This is a genomic window from Hydrogenophaga sp., assembly GCF_035481345.1.
In the GTDB taxonomy this organism is placed as follows: Bacteria; Pseudomonadota; Gammaproteobacteria; order Burkholderiales; family Burkholderiaceae_C; genus Hydrogenophaga.
On the sequence record NZ_DATIGV010000105.1, the window covers coordinates 12,894 to 30,160 of the forward strand.

The window sequence follows — 17,267 nt, forward strand, 5'->3', positions numbered from 1 at the left end:
AGCGCAGGGCGGGGACGGTGGCAGTCCCGCCCGCCTCACTGCGGCTGGTAGCCGCTGTCCTTGATGATGCGGGCCCAGACCTCGCGGTACGCGCTCTCGCGCTTGCCCAGCTCCGCGCCGCTCATGTGGCCCACCGTCAGCCCCATGGCCGTGAGCTTCTCGCGCACGTCGGGCATGCCGATCACCTTCTGCACCGCCGCGCCCAGCTTGTCCACCGCCGCCGCCGGCGTGCCCGCGGGCGCGAAAAGGCCGTAGTACGGCACGTCCTCGAAGCCCTTGATGCCGAGCTCGCTGAAGGTGGGCACCTCGGGCAGCGCGGCCTGGCGCTGGGTGCCCATCACGGCCACCACGCGCAGCTTGCCGGCCTTGTGGTTCTCGATGAAGTCGGGCACCGAGCCCACGCCCGCCGGGATCTGGTTGCCCAGCATGTCACCCATCATGGGCGCGCTGCCCCGATAGGGTGCGGCCACCAGGTCCAGGCCGTATTGCCTGCCGATGACCTGCACCGCGAACTGCGGCGTGGAGGCCGGCGCCGGAATGCCCACGGTGCTCTTGCCGCCAGCGGCCTTCACGCTGTCGATCCAGGCCTTGAAGTCGCGCGCGGGCGTGCCGCCCGACAGGGCCACCGCGTTGACGAAGGTGGCGAAGCCGGCCACGGGCACGAAGTCCTTCGACGGGTCGAAGCCCGGGTTCTTCATGGTCAGCGGCAGGATGCTCACGCTGTGGTCGTGGCTGAGGAAGACGGTGCTGCCGTCGGCCGGCGCGGCCTTCAGCGCCTGGCCCGCGAGCTGGCCGCCCGCGCCGGGCCGGTTCTCCACCACCACGGGCGTGCCCAGCTCGCCATGCAGCTTCTCGGCCAGGATACGCGCGATGGCGTCGGTGCCGCCCCCGGGCGGGAAGCCCACCAGGATGCGGACGTTGGACTGCGCGTGCGCGAAGCCGGCGGCCAGGGCCAGGGAAGCGGCGATGGCCGCGCGGCGGGACAAGGTCAGGTTCATTCGGTGGGTCCTCCGGAAGAAAAACGGGTGATGGGTCAAGCGCCTTCGCCATCGACGACGCTGGCGGCGGTGCGGAAGGCCTCCACGGCGGTGGGAATGCCGCAGTAGGCCGCCGCGTGCAGCAGCACCTCTTGCAATTCCTGGGCCGTGGCGCCGTTGTTGAGCGCACCACGCACGTGCCCCTTCAGCTCGTGCTGTTTGCCCAGGGCAGCCAGCATGGCCACGGTGATGAGGCTGCGCGTCTTCAGGTCCAGCACGCCGCGCTGCCACACGTCGCCCCAGGCGCGGCGCGTGATGTGGTGCTGCATGGGCTCGGTGAACGGCGTCATGCCGCCGAAGGCCTTGGCGACGAAATCGTCGCCCATCACTTGCGTGCGCATGGCCAGGCCGCGCTGGAATTCGGGGTCGTCGGGCAGGTTCATGGAGAAGGCCTCGCGGCGGGTGGTTCGATGACGAGCGCAACGATACCGCAGGCCTCGCCGATACTCGGCCCTGGCCGCACCCAATGACCAGGAGACACACCCATGCCGCAGAAGAACCGCTACCCCCTGCCCGACCTCAACACCCTGCCCGAGGACATCCAGGCCCGCATCCGCGAGGTGCAGGAGAAGTCGGGTTTCATCCCCAACGTCTTCCTCGCGCTGGCGCGCCGGCCCGCCGAATGGCGCGCCTTCTTCGCGTACCACGACGCGCTGATGCTCAAGGAGACGGGCAGCCTGACCAAGGGCGAGCGCGAGATGATCGTCACCGCCACCAGCGCGGCCAACGGCTGCCTCTACTGCGTGGTGGCGCACGGCGCCATCCTGCGCATCTACGAGAAAAAGCCTCTGGTGGCCGACCAGGTGGCGGTGAACCACCGCAAGGCCGACATCACGCCGCGCCAGCGCGCCATGCTCGACTTCGCGATGAAGGTCTGCCTGCATTCCAACGAGGTGGACGACGCCGACATGGACGCGTTGCACGCGCACGGCTTCGACGACGAGGACATCTGGGACATCACGGCCATCACCGCCTTCTTCGGGCTCTCGAACCGCATGGCCAACGTCACGGGCATGGCGCCCAACCCCGAGTTCTACCTGCTGGGCCGCGTGCCCAAGGCCAAGTCGGCCGCGTGAACCCGGCCCTGTAGGACAAGGCCTCGTTTACGGCTGGGCACGGCCGAACCCCCTCAAAACGCGGCACGATGGACAGCGGCTCGATTCCAAGAGCGCACCATCACATAGGAGGTTCACCATGTCCAACACCCACCCATTGCGCATGCACGCCGTTCTGCTGGCCTCGGCCATGGCCCTGGGCGTGGGCGCCGCCCACGCGGAAGACATGAAAGGTCGCATCCAGTCCGTCGACAAGAGCGCGCGCAGCTTCACGATCGCCAGCGAGGTGATCTACGTCACCGACAAGACGGACTACGAGAACGACTACAAGCGCTTCGAAGACCTGCGCGAGGGCCACTACGTGGAAGTGGACATCGAGCGCCGCGATGGCCGGCTGTACGCCGACGACATCGAGTTCAAGAAGAGCAAGCAGTAAGACCGGGGGGCGGCGCTCACGCGTTCACGCGCAGCAGCCGCCCGCTGTCGGTCAGCAGGTACAGGCGCCCGTCCGGGCCCTGCTGCACGTCGCGGATGCGTTCACCCAGGGAGGCCAGGAAGCGCTCGCGGCCCACCACCGTGTTGCCGTCGAGCTGCAGCCGCCACAGGGCCTGGCCCGCCAGCGCGCCAACGAACAGGCTGCCCTGCCAGTGGGCCGGCCCGTTGCCAGTGAAGAAGGCCATGCCAGCCGGTGCCGTGGAGCTTTTCTGACCGGACGTCCAGGGACTGCCGTCGATCGTTTCCCACACCGACACGGGTTGTTCCATGCCGGCCTTGGCGGTGCCCTCGCCCCACTGGGTGGTGGTGCCGTACTGCTGGCCGTGGCTGATGACGGGCCAGCCGTAGTTGAGACCGGCGAGCACGCGGTTGATCTCGTCGCCGCCCTGTGGGCCGTGCTCGCTGATCCACAGCTCGCCCGTGCCCGGGCGCAGCGCGGCGCCCTGCGGGTTGCGGTGGCCGTAGCTCCAGAAGCTGGCCTGCGGGCCGACGGCAAAGGGGTTGCCGGGCGCGGGGTCGCCATTGGTGGTGATGCGCGCGACCTTGCCGTTGCCGCGCGAGAGGTCTTGCGCGTACGGGGCCTGGTCGGCGTTCTGGCGGTCGCCCAGCGTGACGAACAGGTGGCCGCTGTTGTCGAACACCAGCCGCGAGCCGAAGTGGCCGCTGCTGGCCACCTTGGGCAGTTGGCGGTAGATCACCGTGAGCCCCACCAGACTCGATGAGCCCGTGTCGAGTTCGGCGCGCGCCACCGCGGTGCCGTTGATGGAGGCGTTGCCGGGATCGACCTCCGCGAACGTGAGGTAGATGCGCCGGTTGCTCGCGAAGGACGGGTCGATGGCGACGTCGAGCAGACCGCCCTGCCCGCCGGTGTACAGCCCGCTGGGCAGGCCGGAGAGGGTCTGGCGTGCGGACCCGTCGGCCGACAGCAGCCACAACTGCCCCGTGCGGCCCGTGATCAGCATGCGGCCATCGGGCAGGAACGCCAGCCCCCAGGGGTTGGTGAGACCGGTCGCCACGTCCGTCGCCGTCACCGGCGTGGTGGTGGGAATGAAAGTGGGCGTGTTGCCCGAACCGGGCGGCGGACTGCCGCTGGCGCCGCCGTCGCCACTGCCGCCACCGCCGCCACAAGACCACAGCGAAACGCAGAGCGCGAGTGCGCCGACGCGGGCGGGAACGTGTGGGGAAAGCAGTGAAGACAGGCGGCGCGGCATGCAGCCATGCTAGGCGGGGCCCGCCTGGCCAACTGCAAGCATTTGTGACCCGCGCGCCAGCGGCAGGCCCGGCGCCGACATGGCCACGCGCAGCACCGAACCGCTCACCGATTCCGTGCAGTACAAGGTCTTGCGCTCGGGCCCGCCGAAGGCCACGTTCGTCAGCGACGCGCCCGCCGGGCTGCGGATCACTTCCACCGGCTCGGCACGTGCATTGAGCACCCAGGCGTAACCCAGGCCCGGGTTCGCCACGATCACGCGGCCCAGCGCGTCGACGGCCAGGCCGTCCGGCCCGCTGGGTCCGTACGAGGTGAAGAAGGCGCTGACCTTGGACACGCTGCCGTCGTCGAGCAAGGGCACGCGCCACACCGCGTTGCCTCGCGTCACGCCCAGGTACAGCACGCGCTCGTCGGGCGACAGCGCCACACCGTTGGGGCTGGGCACGTTGGACAGCAGCAGGTCGAGCCGCCCATCGGGCCGCAGGCGGTACAGCCGCCCGGTCGGGTCGTGCAGGCCGGTCTGGCCCTGGTCGCTGAAGTACAGGTTGCCCCGGGTGTCGAAGACCAGGTCGTTGATGCCCTTGAAGCGCTCGCTGTTGCGGCGTTCCAGGTAGGGCCTCACGGTGCCGCTGGCGATGTCGCACACCATGAGCCCGTTGCGGTAGTCGGCGATGAGCAGTTCCCGCTCGTTGAGGAACTTCATGCCGTTGGGCTCACCGTCGTACTCGGCCACCAGCGACCAGGCGCCGCTGGCGTCGACACGGAAGATGCGGCCGAACGGGATGTCGGTGACGTAGAGGTGGCCTGCCGCATCGAACACCGGCCCTTCCAGGAAGCTGTCGGTCACCTGCCCCGGGCGGTTCGCCTCGCCCCAGCTCGAGCGGCTGTCCGGGCGCCGGAAGCTGTCCGGCAGGCGGGTGAAGACCTCGGCGTCGCGCAGGGCGGGCGGATGTGGCAGGAACATGGTGGCTTACTGCTTCTCGAAAGCGGTGTTGGCCGCGATCTTGCCCCAATAGGCGGTGCGCTCCTTGAGGTTGCGCGCGAAGGCGGGCGCGTCCCAGTGGCCGGGCTCGGCCGCGATGCCTTCGGCATAGGCCTTCATGTCGGCCGAGGCCATGGCGGTGGCGATCTCCTTCTGCAACCGGTCGATCACTTCCTGCGGCGTGCCCTTGGGCGCCCACAGGCCGGTGAAGTTGATGACACCGAAGTCCTTCACGCCGGCCTCGGCAAACGTCGGCACCTGCGGCAGCGCCGGCAGGCGCTTGTCGCCGCTGATGGCGAGCAGGCGGATGCGGTTGCCCTTGACCGGGCCGATCACGCCGGGCGTGGACGCGATCTGGTAGTCGATGGTGGCGCTGAGCAGCGCTTGCGTGGCCTCGCCCGCGCCCTTGAACGGCACGTGCAGGAAGCGCGCGCCGGTGGCGATGCCCAGCGCCTCGCTGGCGAAGTGCGGCATGGTGCCGGGGCCGCCGGTGCCGTAGCTCAGCTTGTTCGGTTCGGCCTTGGCCGCACGCAGCATCTCGTCGAGCGTCTTGTATGGCGACTCGGCGCGCACCGCGACCGCCATGGGCGCGAACACGAAGGCGCCCACGGGCTCGAGGTCCTTGTCGTGGTCGAAGGGCAGCTTCTTGAAGATGTGCGGCAGCAGCGCGAAGGTGGTGTCGTTGGCCACCAGGGTGTAGCCATCGGGCGCCGAGCGCGCCGCCGCGGACACGCCGATGGTGCCCGTGGCGCCGGGCCGGTTGTCGACGATGAAGCTCTGCCCGGTCTGCTCCTGCAGTTTGGCGGCCATCTTGCGCGTCACCACGTCCACCGCGCCGCCGGGCGCGTAGGGCACGATGATCCGCACGGTCTTGGTCGGCCAGTCCTGCGCGTGGGTGGCCGAGGCGGCCACAAGCAGGCCAATGGCCAAGAGGTGTCGGGTGTTCATGGGGTGTCTCCTGTTCAGTCGATGGTGATGCGGGCGGCCTTGATCACGCGCGCCCACTTGGCGGTTTCTGCGGTCACGAAATCGTCGAGTTCCTTCGCGCCACCGCTCGCGGGCAGCGCACCCTGGCCCTGCAGGCGTTCGCGCATGGCGGGCGAGGACAGCACCTCGCGCATCTCGGTTTCCATGCGTTTGACGATGTCGGGCGGCGTGCCGGCGGGCGCGAAGATGCCGTTCCATTCGTAGGCGCTGAAGCCTTTGAGGCCGGTCTCGGCGATGGTCGGCGTCTCGGACATGGCCTCCAGCCGGCTGTCGAAGGCGGTGGCCAGCGCCTTGATCCGCCCGGCCTTCACCAGCGGACCCGACGCGGTCACGGCGCTGAACATCAGATCGACCGTGCCGCCCGACAGATCGGTGAGCGCCGGGGCGCCACCGCGGTAGGGAATGTGCACGATGGCCAGGCCATGGCCTTGCTTGAAGAGTTCGCCGCTCAGGTGCGCGGCGCCACCGTTGCCCGCCGAGGCGTAGGACAGCTTGCCGGGGTTGGCTTTGGCGTACTTCACCAGATCGGCCACGCTGTTGAAGCGCGAGTTGGCGGGCACCACCAGCAGGGTCGGGATGCGCGCCACCATCGAGATGGGCACGAAGTCCTTGCCATAGCTGAAGCCGAGCTTGGGGTAGAGCGAGGGATTGACCGCGAAAGCCGTGGCGTCGTACAGGAAGGTGTAGCCATCGGCGGGCGCCGAGGCCACGGCCATGGCGCCGATGGTGCCGCCCGCGCCGGGCTTGTTCTCCACGATCACCGACTGCTTCAAGCGCTGCGTGAGCTCGGTGGCCACCGTGCGCGCCAGCGCATCGGCCGCGCCGCCGGCCGCGTAGGGCACCACGAAGCGGATGGGTTTCTCGGGCCAGGCCGCGTGGGCCAGGGGCGCCGTCAACGCGGCGGCGGCCAGGCAGGCGGTCAGCAGCTTCTTGAGGCCTTGTCTCATGGATGTCTCCTTGTGGTGAAGGGCCGGGTGGGGCCCGGGGGATGTCAAACCGTGGCGATGGGCGTGGCGGGCGAACCCACCGCGCCCGGCAGCCGCAGGGGCGGCGCCGTCAGCAGGAAGCGGTGGCGCGCGTGCGCGCGCAGCCAGCGGGCCAGCGCCGTGAGGTACCAGAGCTCACCGAGGTGGATGCCGTTCTTGAACAGGCAGTGCTCGTGCAGCGGCAAGCGCGGCTGGCGCAGCGCGGGGCCGCCCGCGGGCCGGGTCAGCTTGGGCACCACCAGCTCCACCGCGGGGTTGTCGGCGAGCAGGCAGGCCAGCTTCACGTCGACGATCCAGTTGAGCAGCCGGCCGTCCCAGCCGTCGAGCCCGCTGCCCGTGGCGTGCAGGGTCTGCAGATCGGGCTGGCGGTTCATGGCCAGCAGGGTGTCGGCGAAGCCGGTGTGCAGGCACACCATGTCGCCGCTCTCCACCTCGATGCCGTCGGCCTCGAGGATGCGCATGAGCGCGTCGTAGCCCACGGCCTGGCGGCGGCGGCCCAGGTGGTGTTCGAGGTCGATCATCACGCCCCGGCCCTGGGCGCCGTGCTCCGCGAGGTGTTCGATGCCCAGCGCATCGGCCTGCGGCCCGGGATAGCGCGCGAAGGCCTGCGCGGCCTGCGGGTCTTCGGTGCCGGGCCGGATGTGTTCGCCCGCCCGGTAGCCGTTGTAGAACACCGCCTCGGCCACGCCGTCGCCGTCGGCGTCGAACAGGCTGCCCATGTGGGCCAGGCTGTCCCATTGCGTGGAGTACTGCAGGCTGAGCAGGGCCACGTCGTCGTTGACCACGTCCGTGAGCTCGGGGTCTTCCGACGCATAGGACCAGCAGAAGCCCTGCTGGCCGGCGCTGGCGCCGTTGCGGATCACCGAGAAGCGCTGCGGCGGCTGGCGGCGCGGGTTCATGCTGGCACCACCGGGCACGTCCAGCGGCAGCGAGAGGCAGAAGCTCAGGCCCTCGCGCACCTCGGCCACACCTTGCAGCACCTTCTCGCGCGTCACCAGGTTCATGCGGCCGCGCTGGTCGTCCGGGCCGAACTCACCCCAGCGCGCCCCCTCGGGCGCGTGTGTCCAACGCTGGGCCATGGCGGATCAGGCGTGCAGCACCGACAGCACGTTCTCGGCCGCCGCCACGCCCATCTTGATGTAGGCGTCCGACGTCACGCCGCCGATGTGCGGGCTGAGGATGATGCGTTCTTCGCCGTGGAAGGGATGACCCGCCGTCATGGGCTCGACGGCAAAGCTGTCCAGGCCGGCGCAGGCCACCTGGCCCGAACGCACCGCATCGAGCAGCGCGGCCTCGTCGATCAGCCCGCCGCGCGCAGTGTTCACCACGATCACGCCGGGCTTGCACAACGCCAGGCTCTCGCGGTTGAGCAAGCCGCGGTTGTCCGCGGTGAGCGGGCAATGCAGCGAGATCGCGTCGGACTCGCGCCATAGCGTGGCGAGGTCCACGGCCTCGATGCCGGCGGGCAGACTGTTCGCGAACGGATCGAAGCCGATGACGCGCATGTCCATGGCCAGGGCCATGCGCGCGAAGCGCTGGCCGATCGCGCCCAGGCCGACCAGCCCCACGGTGCGCCCCGCCAGCTCCACGCTCTTGTGCGTGGCCTTGTCCCACCAGCCCGCATGCATGCGGGCGTTGAGCCGGGGCACGGATTTGGCACAGGCCAGCAGCAGCGCCAGGGCCTGCTCGGCCACCGCCGCGGCGTTGGCGCCCACGGCGGCACGGACCTCGATGTGGCGCGCCTTGGCCGCCACCTTGTCGATGGTGTCGGTGCCGCTGCCGTGCTTGGAGATCACGCGCAGCGCGGGGGCCGCGTCCATGGCGGCCGCGCCCACCTTGCCGTAGCGCACGATGATGGCCTCGGGGTTGTGCGCCTGGCACAGGGCCACGATGTCCTCGTCGGTGGGCGTCTTGCCCGCGTAGACGATGTGAAAGTCGCTCAGCAGGGCCAGGGCCTGCGGGGCCAGGTCGGCCGCGGTGACCAGCAGCGCGGGTTTGAGTGCCACGGCATGGCTCACAGCCGCTCTCCTTCCTTGAGCACGCCCGCGGCGCGCAGCGCGGAGTCGAGCCACTTGGCGGCGGTGTCGCCCCGCTGGATCGCGGCGATGCGCGCGGCCTCGTCCTTCACCTTCTTGTCGGCCAGCGGGATCAGCGCGGCCACGGCCTCGCGCTCGATCACCACCACGCCGTCGGCATCGCCCACGATCAGGTCGCCGGGGTGCACGGTCGCGCCGCCCACCGACACCGGGTGGCCGATGCGGCCCGGCACCAGCTTGGTGGGGCCATTGGGGTTGGTGCCCACGCTGAACACCGGAAAACCCATCTCCTCGATCTCGAGCGAGTCGCGCACCGCGCCGTCGACCACCACGCCCGCGATGCCCAGCTTCTGGCACGCGGTCATCATGATGGTGCCCATGAGCGCGGCGGTCTGGTCGCCCTTGCCATCGATCACGAGCACGTCGCCGGGTTTCGCGAGCGACATGGCCGCGTGGATCATGAGGTTGTCGCCGGGACGAACCTCCACCGTGAACGCCGTGCCCGCCACTTGCATGCTCGGGCGCAGGGCGCTGATGCGGCCGTGCAGCGCGCCGCGGCGGCCGTTGACGTCGGCCAGGATGGCGGCCTGAAAGGCGCCCGCCTGTTGCACGAGTTCGGGGGACACGCGATCGAAGTCGCGCACGATATCGGGAAGGGACACGGTGATTTCCTGAGGGGTGGGTCAATCGATCTTGGCGCCCGACTCCTTGACGACCTTGCCCCAGCGGACGATGTCGTCACGGATCAGCTTGCTGAACTGCTCGGGCGAGCCGCCCAGCACGTCGGCGCCCTGGTCACTCAACTGCTTCTGCAGCGCGGGGGTCTGCAAGGCCTTGTTGATCTCGGTGTTCAAACGGCCCACGACGTCCGCGGGCAGGTTGGCCGGGCCGAGCACGCCGAACCAGGTGACGGCTTCGAAGCCCTTGTAGCCAGACTCGGCGATGGTGGGCGCGTCGGGCAGGTCGTCCACGCGCTTGAGCGAGGTCACCACCAGCGGGCGCAGCTTGCCGTTCTTGATGTGGCCCAGCAGCGTGGGAATGGACGAGACATAGACCTCCACCCGCTCGCTCATCACGTCGTTGATGCCCTGCGCCGCGCCCTTGTAGGGGATGTGCATCAGCTTGATGCCGGCCTCGCGCTGGAACAGCTCCATCGCCAGGTGGGCCACCGTGCCGTTGCCCGAGGTCGCGAAGTTGATCGAGCCGGGCTTGGCCTTGGACGCCGCGACGATGTCGGCCAGGGTGCGGTACTTCGAGTTCGTCGCCACCACGAGCGTCAGCGGCGCGCTGGCCACCAGCGAGATGGGCGTCAGGTCCTTGACCGGGTCGTAGGGCAGCTTGTCGTAGAGGGTGACGTTGATCGCCAGGTTGCTGGTCTGCCCGAGCACCACGCTGTAGCCATCGGCGGGTGACTTGACGACGTTGTCGATGCCGATGTTGCCGCCCGAGCCCGGGCGGTTGTCGATCACGAAGTTCCACTTCGTGGCCTCGGTCATCTTCTGCGTGAGCTCGCGGCCGATCAGGTCGGTGCCGCCGCCTGCCGGGAACGGCACGACGAAGCGGATGGGCTTGTTGGGCCAGGCCTGGGCGTGGGCGCTGCCCACGAAGGCGGCGGCGAAGGTGGTGGCGAGGGCGAGGCCCGTGAGGGTGCGGCGGGTGATGTTCACTGTCTTGTCTCCATCGTTGTGCAGCGATCGCGTCGCTGTGGCCCGGATTCTGGACAAGGGTTGCGCTCAGTACAATGCCGTTGCACACAACGAAACGAGGTGCGGCATGCGAAACCCCGACGACAGCGAAGAAGCCGGCAGCCCGGGCGGCGTGACCGCGGTGACGCGCGCGCTCTCGCTGATGGAGGCCTTCCAGGCCGGTGAATCGACGCTCTCGCTGGCCGAACTGAGCCGGCGCACCGGCATCCACAAGACCACCGTGCTGCGGCTGGCGCGCACGCTCGCGCTGTCGCACTACATGGTCCAGGAGGACGACGGGCAATGGCGCCTGGGCCCGGCCACCGGCTGGCTGGGTGCGCGGTACCAGCGGGGGTTCGACGTGAACCTCGTCGTGGAGCCGGTGTTGCGCGAGCTGGTGGCGCTCACCGGGGAAAGCGCCTCGTTCTACGTCCGCGAAGGGTCGATACGCGCCTGCATCTCACGGGTGGAAGGCCCGCACTCGGTGCGGCACCACGTGCGCATCGGCGAGCGGCTCCCGCTGGACAAGGGCGCCCCCGGGCGCGTCATCCTGGCCTTCAGCGGCGAACGGGGTGAGCCCTACGAAAGCATCCGCAAGCGCGGCTACCACCTCTCGCTGGGCGAACGCGAGCCCGAGGTGTCGAGCGTGGCCGCACCGGTGTTTGGCTTGAGCTGGCGCCTGCTGGGTTCGATGTGCATCTCGGGCCCGAGCTCGCGCCTGCAAAAGAGCAAGCTCGACAAGTACGCGCAGCACGTCATCCGCGCCGCGAATGAGCTGTCGTACGCCCTGGCGGGAAGCCGGTCGGCGAACACGCCGCCCGTGGTGTCGAACTGGCATCCGTGAGCGGGCTGGCGCGCCGCTCGCGGATCAGCCCTCCAGGTGCTGGCGCAGCAAGGGCGGGATCGGCGCCGACTTCTGCTGAGGGAAGTTCACCCACACCGTGGTGGCCCCGCCCGAGGCGTAGACCGTGTCGGGGTCGTCGGCGCGCGTGAGCGTGCACCAGCTCTCGAAGCTGCTGCGGCCGGTGTCGCTCACGTACATGGTGGCGATCACCTCACCGGGGAACTCGAGCTGTTTGTGGAAGGTGCAGAAGGCGTTGATGATCACCGGGCCTTCGCCGCGCGGGTCGGGCTCGCAGCCGATGGAATGCATCCAGTCGATGCGAACGGTTTCGAGGTAGCGGAAATAGACCGTGTTGTTCACGTGGCCCATCGCGTCCATGTCGCCCCAGCGGATGGGGATGCGCATCTGGTGGACCTGTTTCTTCTTCTCGGGCAGTTCGAATTTCATCGGTGGGCGCGGATGGAGGCAAGGATGCCCAGCACGAACAGCACGCACGCCAGCCACTGCACGGTGGCGGGCCACTGCCCATTCCAGGCGAAGGTGTAGAGCAGGCCGAAGACGGTCTCACTCACGATGAGTTGGCCGGCGAGGCTGGCGCTCAGGCGGCGGCTGGCCATGTTCCACAGCACCGAGGCAATCCACGCCGACCCGACGCCGGTGACCGCGCAGACCGCGACGAACACGCCCAAGCGCGGCTGCGCCAGCAGCTCGCCCAACGGGCTGCCCGCCACTGCCCAGATGACCAGCGCGCCCAGGCCCGCGGCCACGCCGAGCCAGTTGGCCCACAGCGTGGAGTTCACCTCGGGGTGGTGCGCCAGCCATCGCGCGTTGAGCAGGCCGAAGGCCGTCCATGTGGCGGTGGCGAGCGACGCGAACAAGACGCCCAGCCAGAGAGAGTGGCCCGTGCCCGCGGCGCTGTGCGCCCCTTGCAGGTCGGCACGCACCATCAAGGCGATGCCCGCGGCGGTGAGCACCAGGCCTGGCACCAGCGAACGCCAGCGCAGGCCTTGTGGTTTGCCGAGCAACATGATCCACAGCGGGATGGTGCCGATGATGAGGACCGGCAGGGCCGCGCCCGAGAACTGGATCGCGATCACCAGAAGCAGGTAGTAGCCGGTGTAGCCCAGCACGCTCAGGCCCAGCGCGGCCCGCGCCTGCGGTGCCGTGGGCCAGCGTGCTTTGCCGCGCAGCGCTCCCCACAGCAACAGCCCCAGAGACAACAGTCCGCAGGCGAGGAAGCGACCCACGGTGATGTTCACCGAACCGAACTCCGGCACGATCACCGGCGCCACAAAAGCCGTGCCCCAGAAGGCTCCGGCCCCCAGACCGGCCGCCAGGCCCGCCACCATGCCCGGCGGCAGCCCGCCGGGTTTGTTCACCGCCAATTCCATCAGGAGCTTCCCGTATCGGCTGCGACGGCAGCCCTGCAGGCTCGGTGGGGCGGCTCGTTCAACAGTTCCACCACCTTTCAAGCACCGAACCCATCGTCGGCCGCGATCACGGCGCCGTTCACGAAATGGCTTTCGTTCGAACACAGCATCACCAGCAGCGCGTCGAGGTCGCTGGCCTGCCCGAGCCGCTTGCGCGGCGTCATCTCGATGAGCTTCTTCCCTTGCTCGGTCTGCCAGTGCTCGTGGTTGAGCTCGGTGTCGATGTAGCCGGGGCAGATGGCGTTGACGTTGATGCCGAAGCGGCCCCACTCCACCGCCATGGCCTTGGTCATCTGCACCACGGCGGCCTTGCTCATGCAGTACACGCCGATCTGCGGCAGCACCTTCAGGCCCGCCATGGACGCGATGTTGACGATGCGCCCACCGACGAAGGTGCCCGGCGCCGCGCCCTTGGCGCGCGCGATCATGCGCTTGCCCACCTCTTGCGCCACGAAGAAGGCGCCCTTGGTGTTGGTGTCGAAGACGAAGTCGTAGTCGGCCTCCGTCACGTCCTGCAGGCGCTGCGTGGTGCTCACGCCCGAGTTGTTGATCAGGATGTCGATGGGACCGACCTCGGTCTCCGCGTGCGCGATGGCGGCCTTGATCGACGCCAGGTCCGTCACGTCCAGCGCCACCACATGCGCCGCGCCGCCCTCGGCCTCGATGTGCGCGCGCAGGTTCATGAGGCGGTCGGTGCGGCGGCTGGCCAGCACCACGGCTGCACCGGCCTGGGCCAGGGTTTTGGCGAACTGCGCGCCCAGCCCGCTGGACGCGCCGGTGACCAGGGCCACGCGGCCCGAGAGATCGAGGGTGTAGGCCATGCTGAGGCTCCCAAATGTGAACGGTCGTTCGATTTTGTGCGGTCGCCGCATAAAATGCGGTCCACTCCGGGACAGAGCCCTTCGCAAAGGAGAGCGGCCGGAGGCTGTCAAACATTATGAGCGAGACCCCCCATGACGCATGACGAGATCCTGGCCCAGTTCGGCCCCCGCGAAGCCATGGAATACGACGTGGTCGTGGTCGGCGCCGGCCCGGCCGGCCTGTCCACCGCCATCCGCCTGAAGCAACTGGCCGCCGAGAAAGGCACCGAGGTCAACGTCTGCGTACTGGAGAAGGGCTCCGAGCCCGGCGCGCACATCCTCTCGGGCGCGGTGATGGACCCACGCGCCATCAACGAGCTGTTCCCCGACTGGAAAGAGCGCGGCGCGCCGCTGAAGCAACCCGTCACCGGTGACGATTTGCTCATGCTCAGCGAGACGGGGTCGAGCCGCACACCCGACTTCCTGATGCCGCGCAACTTCCACAACGACGGCTGCTACGTCATCAGCCTGGGCAACGTGGTGAAGTGGCTGGCCGAGCAGGCCGAGGCACTGGGCGTGGAGATCTTCGCCGGCTTCACCGCCGCCGAAGTGCTCTACAACGATGACGGCTCGGTCAAGGGCGTGGCCACGGGCAATCTGGGCATCGGCAAGGACGGCGAGCCCACCGAGGCCTTCCAGCTCGGCATGGAACTGCACGCGAAGTACACCGTGTTCGCCGAGGGCGCACGCGGCCACCTGGGCAAGCAGCTCATCGGCAAGTTCGACCTCGACAAGGGCAAGGACCCGTCGAGCTGGGCCATTGGCGTGAAGGAGCTGTGGGAGGTTCCGGCCGACAAGGCCAGGCCCGGCCTGGTGGTGCACACCGCGGGCTGGCCCATGACGGACGACACCTTCGGCGGCGGCTTCCTCTACCACCTGGAGGACAACAAGGTCACGCTGGGCTTCGTCATCGGTCTGGACTACAGCAACCCCTGGCTCTCGCCCTTCGAGGAGATGCAGCGCTGGAAGACGCACCCCGCCATCAAGGCGCACATCGAGGGCGGCAAGCGCCTGGGCTATGGCGCGCGCGCCATCAACAACGGCACGCCCCAGGCCATGCCCAAGACCGTGTTCCCCGGCGGCGCGCTGGTGGGCTGCGACGCGGGTTACCTCAACGCCGCGCGCATCAAGGGCAGCCACGCGGCCATCAAGAGCGGCATGCTGTGCGCCGAGGCCGCGTACGAAGCCGTGACGGCCGGTCGCTCGAGCGATGAACTGAGCGCCTACCCCGCGGCCTTCGAGAAAAGCTGGCTGCACGAGGAGCTCTGGCAGACGCGCAACTTCAAGGCCTGGTTCAAGAAGGGCCCGCTGCTGGGCAAGCTCATGACCGGCATCGAGCAGTGGTTCCTGCCCAAGATCGGCGTGAGCGCCCCGCCCTGGACGCTGCACCGCGACAAGCCCGACCACGAGTACCTCAAGCCGGCCGACCAGATGCCGAAGATCGCCTACCCCAAGGCGGACGGCGTCATCACCTTCGACCGGCTCTCCAGCGTGTTCGTCTCCAACACCAACCACGAGGAGAACCAGCCCGCGCACCTGACGCTGAAGAACAGCACGGTGCCGGTGCAGGTGAACCTGGCGACCTACGCCGGCCCCGAGAGCCGCTACTGCCCCGCGGGCGTGTACGAGTTCGTCAAGACCGACGCCGGCGAGGACCGCCTGCAGATCAACGCGCAGAACTGCGTGCACTGCAAGACCTGCGACATCAAGGACCCGACGCAGAACATCGTGTGGGTGACGCCCGAGGGCGGCGGCGGGCCGAACTACGCGGGGATGTGAGGCGGTCGCATCCCGAGCGCGGGGCGCGGAACCTCCCAGGACTTGGGGTGACCCAGGGCCGGCGCGTATGCACTCGCGCCGTCCCATCACCGCAAAGGCCAGCATGATCCGCACTTCGCCTCCCTCTTCTTCTTCCGGTTCTTCCAGCCCCCGGAACTCCCACGTCAGGGCTTCGAAGACCACACTGACCACGCCTAGCGATCCGGCGACCCCGCCCGCGCAGATCGGCCAGCCCTCCGACGACCCGTTGCTTGGCGTGACACGGGGCCCATCGGACGACTTCGAGTTGACCACTGTCGAGGCGGGCGAGGCAGCGGCCGACAACAGACTCCTGCAACTGTTCGACCCTACCCGCCATGTTGAACTGTCAGAAAGCGGCCTGGAGGTCGCCTTCGACAAGTTCAATGACGGCAGCCTACCCACAGCGGCCATCGCCCCACTGCTCAACCACGCCTTGAACTTCGTCAAGGCGGCACCTGCCCACGCACCCTTGGGCTTCGATCCGGCCAAGCACGTGTTGCCGGCTGGGGGCGCCAACATCCGCGGCATCCTGGATGACGACTCCCTCGACAAGGCCGAGCAGATTGAGGTCTACCGTTGGGCGCAATCCCAGGGCCCTGCTGCTCAGGTTCCGGCCGTTCCCGTTGCAGGCGCGCCAGGCAACATCAGCCCCTGCACCCTTTTCACCATCGCGGGGACTTTGTGCCTGGCACTGACCACCATCGTCACCGTCGTGGCCGTGGTGGGGAGTGGCCTGCGCGGCCCGGACTGTTTACGCCTTCTGACCAGCGACCAAGCGGACGAAGTCCTGAACAACGTTCGGGCCCTCTCCCAGGGGGTCAATGCAACGCTCGGCAACGTGGCGCAGTGGATCGATATCGCGAGCAACATCACCTCGATCCCGCTGTATCTCGACACGGAAGGCAACCTGGTTGGGGACTTCTGCAACGCCGCCGGCCGCGCGGGCGAACCAGCGTTTCTGTTGTTGATGCTGTTCGCCGCCATGGCCCTGGCCTCCTGAGGCGCGCCGAACCGTGCATCACCACACCCATCCCGACCCCGAGGTGGCCTTGCTGGTTGAGCAATGCACCGCTGCCCTGACCACCATGCGCCACCCCACGGACGACTGGGTGCGGCAGGCGGCCTCGGGCCGCCTGCCCGTCGGCCTGACCGGGCCGCTACCGTGTGACGCTCGGAAACTGGCCGCGGTCGTCAACCGCCTGTGCGATGAACAGGCCTTCGGGCAGGCGCTGCCCGCCGCGCTGATGCTGGCGTCGCGCGACCCGGACAACGCGCAATACGCGTTCCTGTTGGCGACCTGCCTGCAACGGGTCGGCCAGCCTGCGGCTGCGTTGATGATGTTCGGCATGGCCGGACTGCACGGTGGCAGCGCCTACGCCGCGGCGGCCACATTCCGTTCGGGCGAATGCCTGGCGGCCATGGGACGGACCGACGAGGCCATCGCCGTCTTCGACACCGCGATCGAGGCCTCGCGCCAGGACCCCACCCTGACGCCGCTGCAACGCCTCGCCGAAAGCAAGGCCGAGGCATTGCGCGCGCATCGGAGCGGGTCACCGTGATGTGACGCCGCGGTGGCGTGACCTGCCTCACGCCATCCGTGTTCATCTGGTGCCGGTCAACCACGTGTAACACGATCGTCATGTGCCCCGCCCAGAGTGCTGCGCAAACTGCAGCACTCTCGATACCGCACATGCTCATCAAGACCGACAAGGGCCGCACCGAACTGCTGCCGGGCCACCGCAGCCTGGGCCAGCGCGAGCGCGCCATCCTGCTCGTGGCCGATGGCCGCAAGTCCACCGAATCGCTCCACGCCCTCTTCCACGGCGAAGGCCGCGCGATGGTGGAGGCGCTGATCGCCGG

Annotated in this window: 19 protein-coding genes; 6 read left to right on the top strand and 13 right to left on the bottom strand. The window is 68.9% G+C overall.

Annotation, left to right across the window (positions count from 1 at the left end):
• Window positions 1-35 precede the first annotated feature (35 nt).
• Together VLG41_RS11220 and VLG41_RS11225 are read right to left on the bottom strand one after the other, a co-directional pair.
• The gene (locus VLG41_RS11220) at window positions 36-998 is read right to left on the bottom strand and encodes a Bug family tripartite tricarboxylate transporter substrate binding protein (RefSeq protein WP_325349485.1); all 963 of its coding nucleotides are present in this window, start codon (window positions 996-998) and stop codon (window positions 36-38) included.
• A gap of 35 nt (window positions 999-1,033) precedes the next feature.
• Window positions 1,034-1,420, bottom strand: coding sequence for a carboxymuconolactone decarboxylase family protein (locus tag VLG41_RS11225; protein ID WP_291019786.1), 387 nt, complete (start codon window positions 1,418-1,420; stop codon window positions 1,034-1,036).
• A 102-nt stretch (window positions 1,421-1,522) separates the two neighbouring features.
• On the opposite strand from VLG41_RS11225, the gene VLG41_RS11230 reads away from it, so the two are divergent.
• Window positions 1,523-2,113: a peroxidase-related enzyme gene (locus VLG41_RS11230; protein WP_325349486.1), complete on the top strand. Its 591-nt coding sequence runs from the start codon at window positions 1,523-1,525 to the stop codon at window positions 2,111-2,113.
• Window positions 2,114-2,231: 118 nt separating this feature from the next.
• On the top strand, window positions 2,232-2,528 hold the full coding sequence (locus VLG41_RS11235; protein WP_325349487.1) for a DUF5666 domain-containing protein: 297 nt from the start codon (window positions 2,232-2,234) through the stop codon (window positions 2,526-2,528).
• A gap of 16 nt (window positions 2,529-2,544) precedes the next feature.
• Here VLG41_RS11235 and VLG41_RS11240 read toward each other — a convergent pair whose 3' ends face one another.
• Genes VLG41_RS11240 through VLG41_RS11275 form a run of 8 tightly spaced genes read right to left on the bottom strand, consistent with a single transcriptional unit; the run spans window position 2,545 to window position 10,455 of the window.
• Window positions 2,545-3,798 (bottom strand): PQQ-dependent sugar dehydrogenase, encoded by a 1,254-nt coding sequence (locus tag VLG41_RS11240; protein ID WP_325349488.1) that lies wholly within the window; start codon window positions 3,796-3,798, stop codon window positions 2,545-2,547.
• A gap of 9 nt (window positions 3,799-3,807) precedes the next feature.
• Window positions 3,808-4,761, bottom strand: a complete 954-nt coding sequence (locus VLG41_RS11245) for an SMP-30/gluconolactonase/LRE family protein (RefSeq protein ID WP_325349489.1) — start codon at window positions 4,759-4,761, stop codon at window positions 3,808-3,810.
• Window positions 4,762-4,767: 6 nt separating this feature from the next.
• Window positions 4,768-5,727 (bottom strand): tripartite tricarboxylate transporter substrate binding protein, encoded by a 960-nt coding sequence (locus VLG41_RS11250; RefSeq protein ID WP_325349490.1) that lies wholly within the window; start codon window positions 5,725-5,727, stop codon window positions 4,768-4,770.
• A 14-nt stretch (window positions 5,728-5,741) separates the two neighbouring features.
• Window positions 5,742-6,713 carry a tripartite tricarboxylate transporter substrate binding protein gene (locus VLG41_RS11255; protein WP_325349491.1) on the bottom strand — a complete coding sequence of 324 codons (972 nt, stop codon included), beginning with the start codon at window positions 6,711-6,713 and terminating at the stop codon, window positions 5,742-5,744.
• Between the two features lie 44 nt (window positions 6,714-6,757).
• Window positions 6,758-7,831: a cyclase family protein gene (locus VLG41_RS11260; RefSeq protein ID WP_325349492.1), complete on the bottom strand. Its 1,074-nt coding sequence runs from the start codon at window positions 7,829-7,831 to the stop codon at window positions 6,758-6,760.
• Between the two features lie 6 nt (window positions 7,832-7,837).
• Window positions 7,838-8,770, bottom strand: coding sequence for an NAD(P)-dependent oxidoreductase (locus VLG41_RS11265; protein WP_325349493.1), 933 nt, complete (start codon window positions 8,768-8,770; stop codon window positions 7,838-7,840).
• Window positions 8,767-9,450 carry an RraA family protein gene (locus VLG41_RS11270; RefSeq protein WP_325349494.1) on the bottom strand — a complete coding sequence of 228 codons (684 nt, stop codon included), beginning with the start codon at window positions 9,448-9,450 and terminating at the stop codon, window positions 8,767-8,769. The genes VLG41_RS11265 and VLG41_RS11270 overlap by 4 nt, the downstream gene beginning before the upstream one ends.
• Before the next feature lie 21 nt (window positions 9,451-9,471).
• A complete protein-coding gene (locus VLG41_RS11275) occupies window positions 9,472-10,455 on the bottom strand; it encodes a Bug family tripartite tricarboxylate transporter substrate binding protein (RefSeq protein WP_414652486.1) in 984 nt (327 codons plus the stop codon).
• Window positions 10,456-10,561: 106 nt separating this feature from the next.
• On the opposite strand from VLG41_RS11275, the gene VLG41_RS11280 reads away from it, so the two are divergent.
• Complete coding sequence (locus tag VLG41_RS11280; protein ID WP_325349495.1) at window positions 10,562-11,317, top strand: IclR family transcriptional regulator; 756 nt, start codon at window positions 10,562-10,564, stop codon at window positions 11,315-11,317.
• 24 nt (window positions 11,318-11,341) lie between these two features.
• Here VLG41_RS11280 and VLG41_RS11285 read toward each other — a convergent pair whose 3' ends face one another.
• From VLG41_RS11285 to VLG41_RS11295, 3 genes are all read right to left on the bottom strand, one after another.
• Entirely contained in the window at window positions 11,342-11,764 is a 423-nt protein-coding gene (locus VLG41_RS11285; protein ID WP_325349496.1) for an acyl-CoA thioesterase, read from the bottom strand.
• Window positions 11,761-12,708 (bottom strand): DMT family transporter, encoded by a 948-nt coding sequence (locus tag VLG41_RS11290; RefSeq protein WP_325349497.1) that lies wholly within the window; start codon window positions 12,706-12,708, stop codon window positions 11,761-11,763. The genes VLG41_RS11285 and VLG41_RS11290 overlap by 4 nt, the downstream gene beginning before the upstream one ends.
• 77 nt (window positions 12,709-12,785) lie before the next feature.
• Entirely contained in the window at window positions 12,786-13,568 is a 783-nt protein-coding gene (locus VLG41_RS11295) for an SDR family oxidoreductase (protein WP_325349498.1), read from the bottom strand.
• Between the two features lie 132 nt (window positions 13,569-13,700).
• Here VLG41_RS11295 and VLG41_RS11300 point away from each other — a divergent pair, with 132 nt between their 5' ends.
• From VLG41_RS11300 to VLG41_RS11310, 3 genes are all read left to right on the top strand, one after another.
• On the top strand, window positions 13,701-15,386 hold the full coding sequence (locus VLG41_RS11300) for an electron transfer flavoprotein-ubiquinone oxidoreductase (RefSeq protein WP_325349499.1): 1,686 nt from the start codon (window positions 13,701-13,703) through the stop codon (window positions 15,384-15,386).
• Window positions 15,387-15,489: 103 nt separating this feature from the next.
• Window positions 15,490-16,407 (top strand): hypothetical protein, encoded by a 918-nt coding sequence (locus VLG41_RS11305; protein ID WP_325349500.1) that lies wholly within the window; start codon window positions 15,490-15,492, stop codon window positions 16,405-16,407.
• A 13-nt stretch (window positions 16,408-16,420) separates the two neighbouring features.
• Window positions 16,421-16,966, top strand: a complete 546-nt coding sequence (locus VLG41_RS11310) for a CDC27 family protein (protein WP_325349501.1) — start codon at window positions 16,421-16,423, stop codon at window positions 16,964-16,966.
• Window positions 16,967-17,267: the final 301 nt, after the last annotated feature.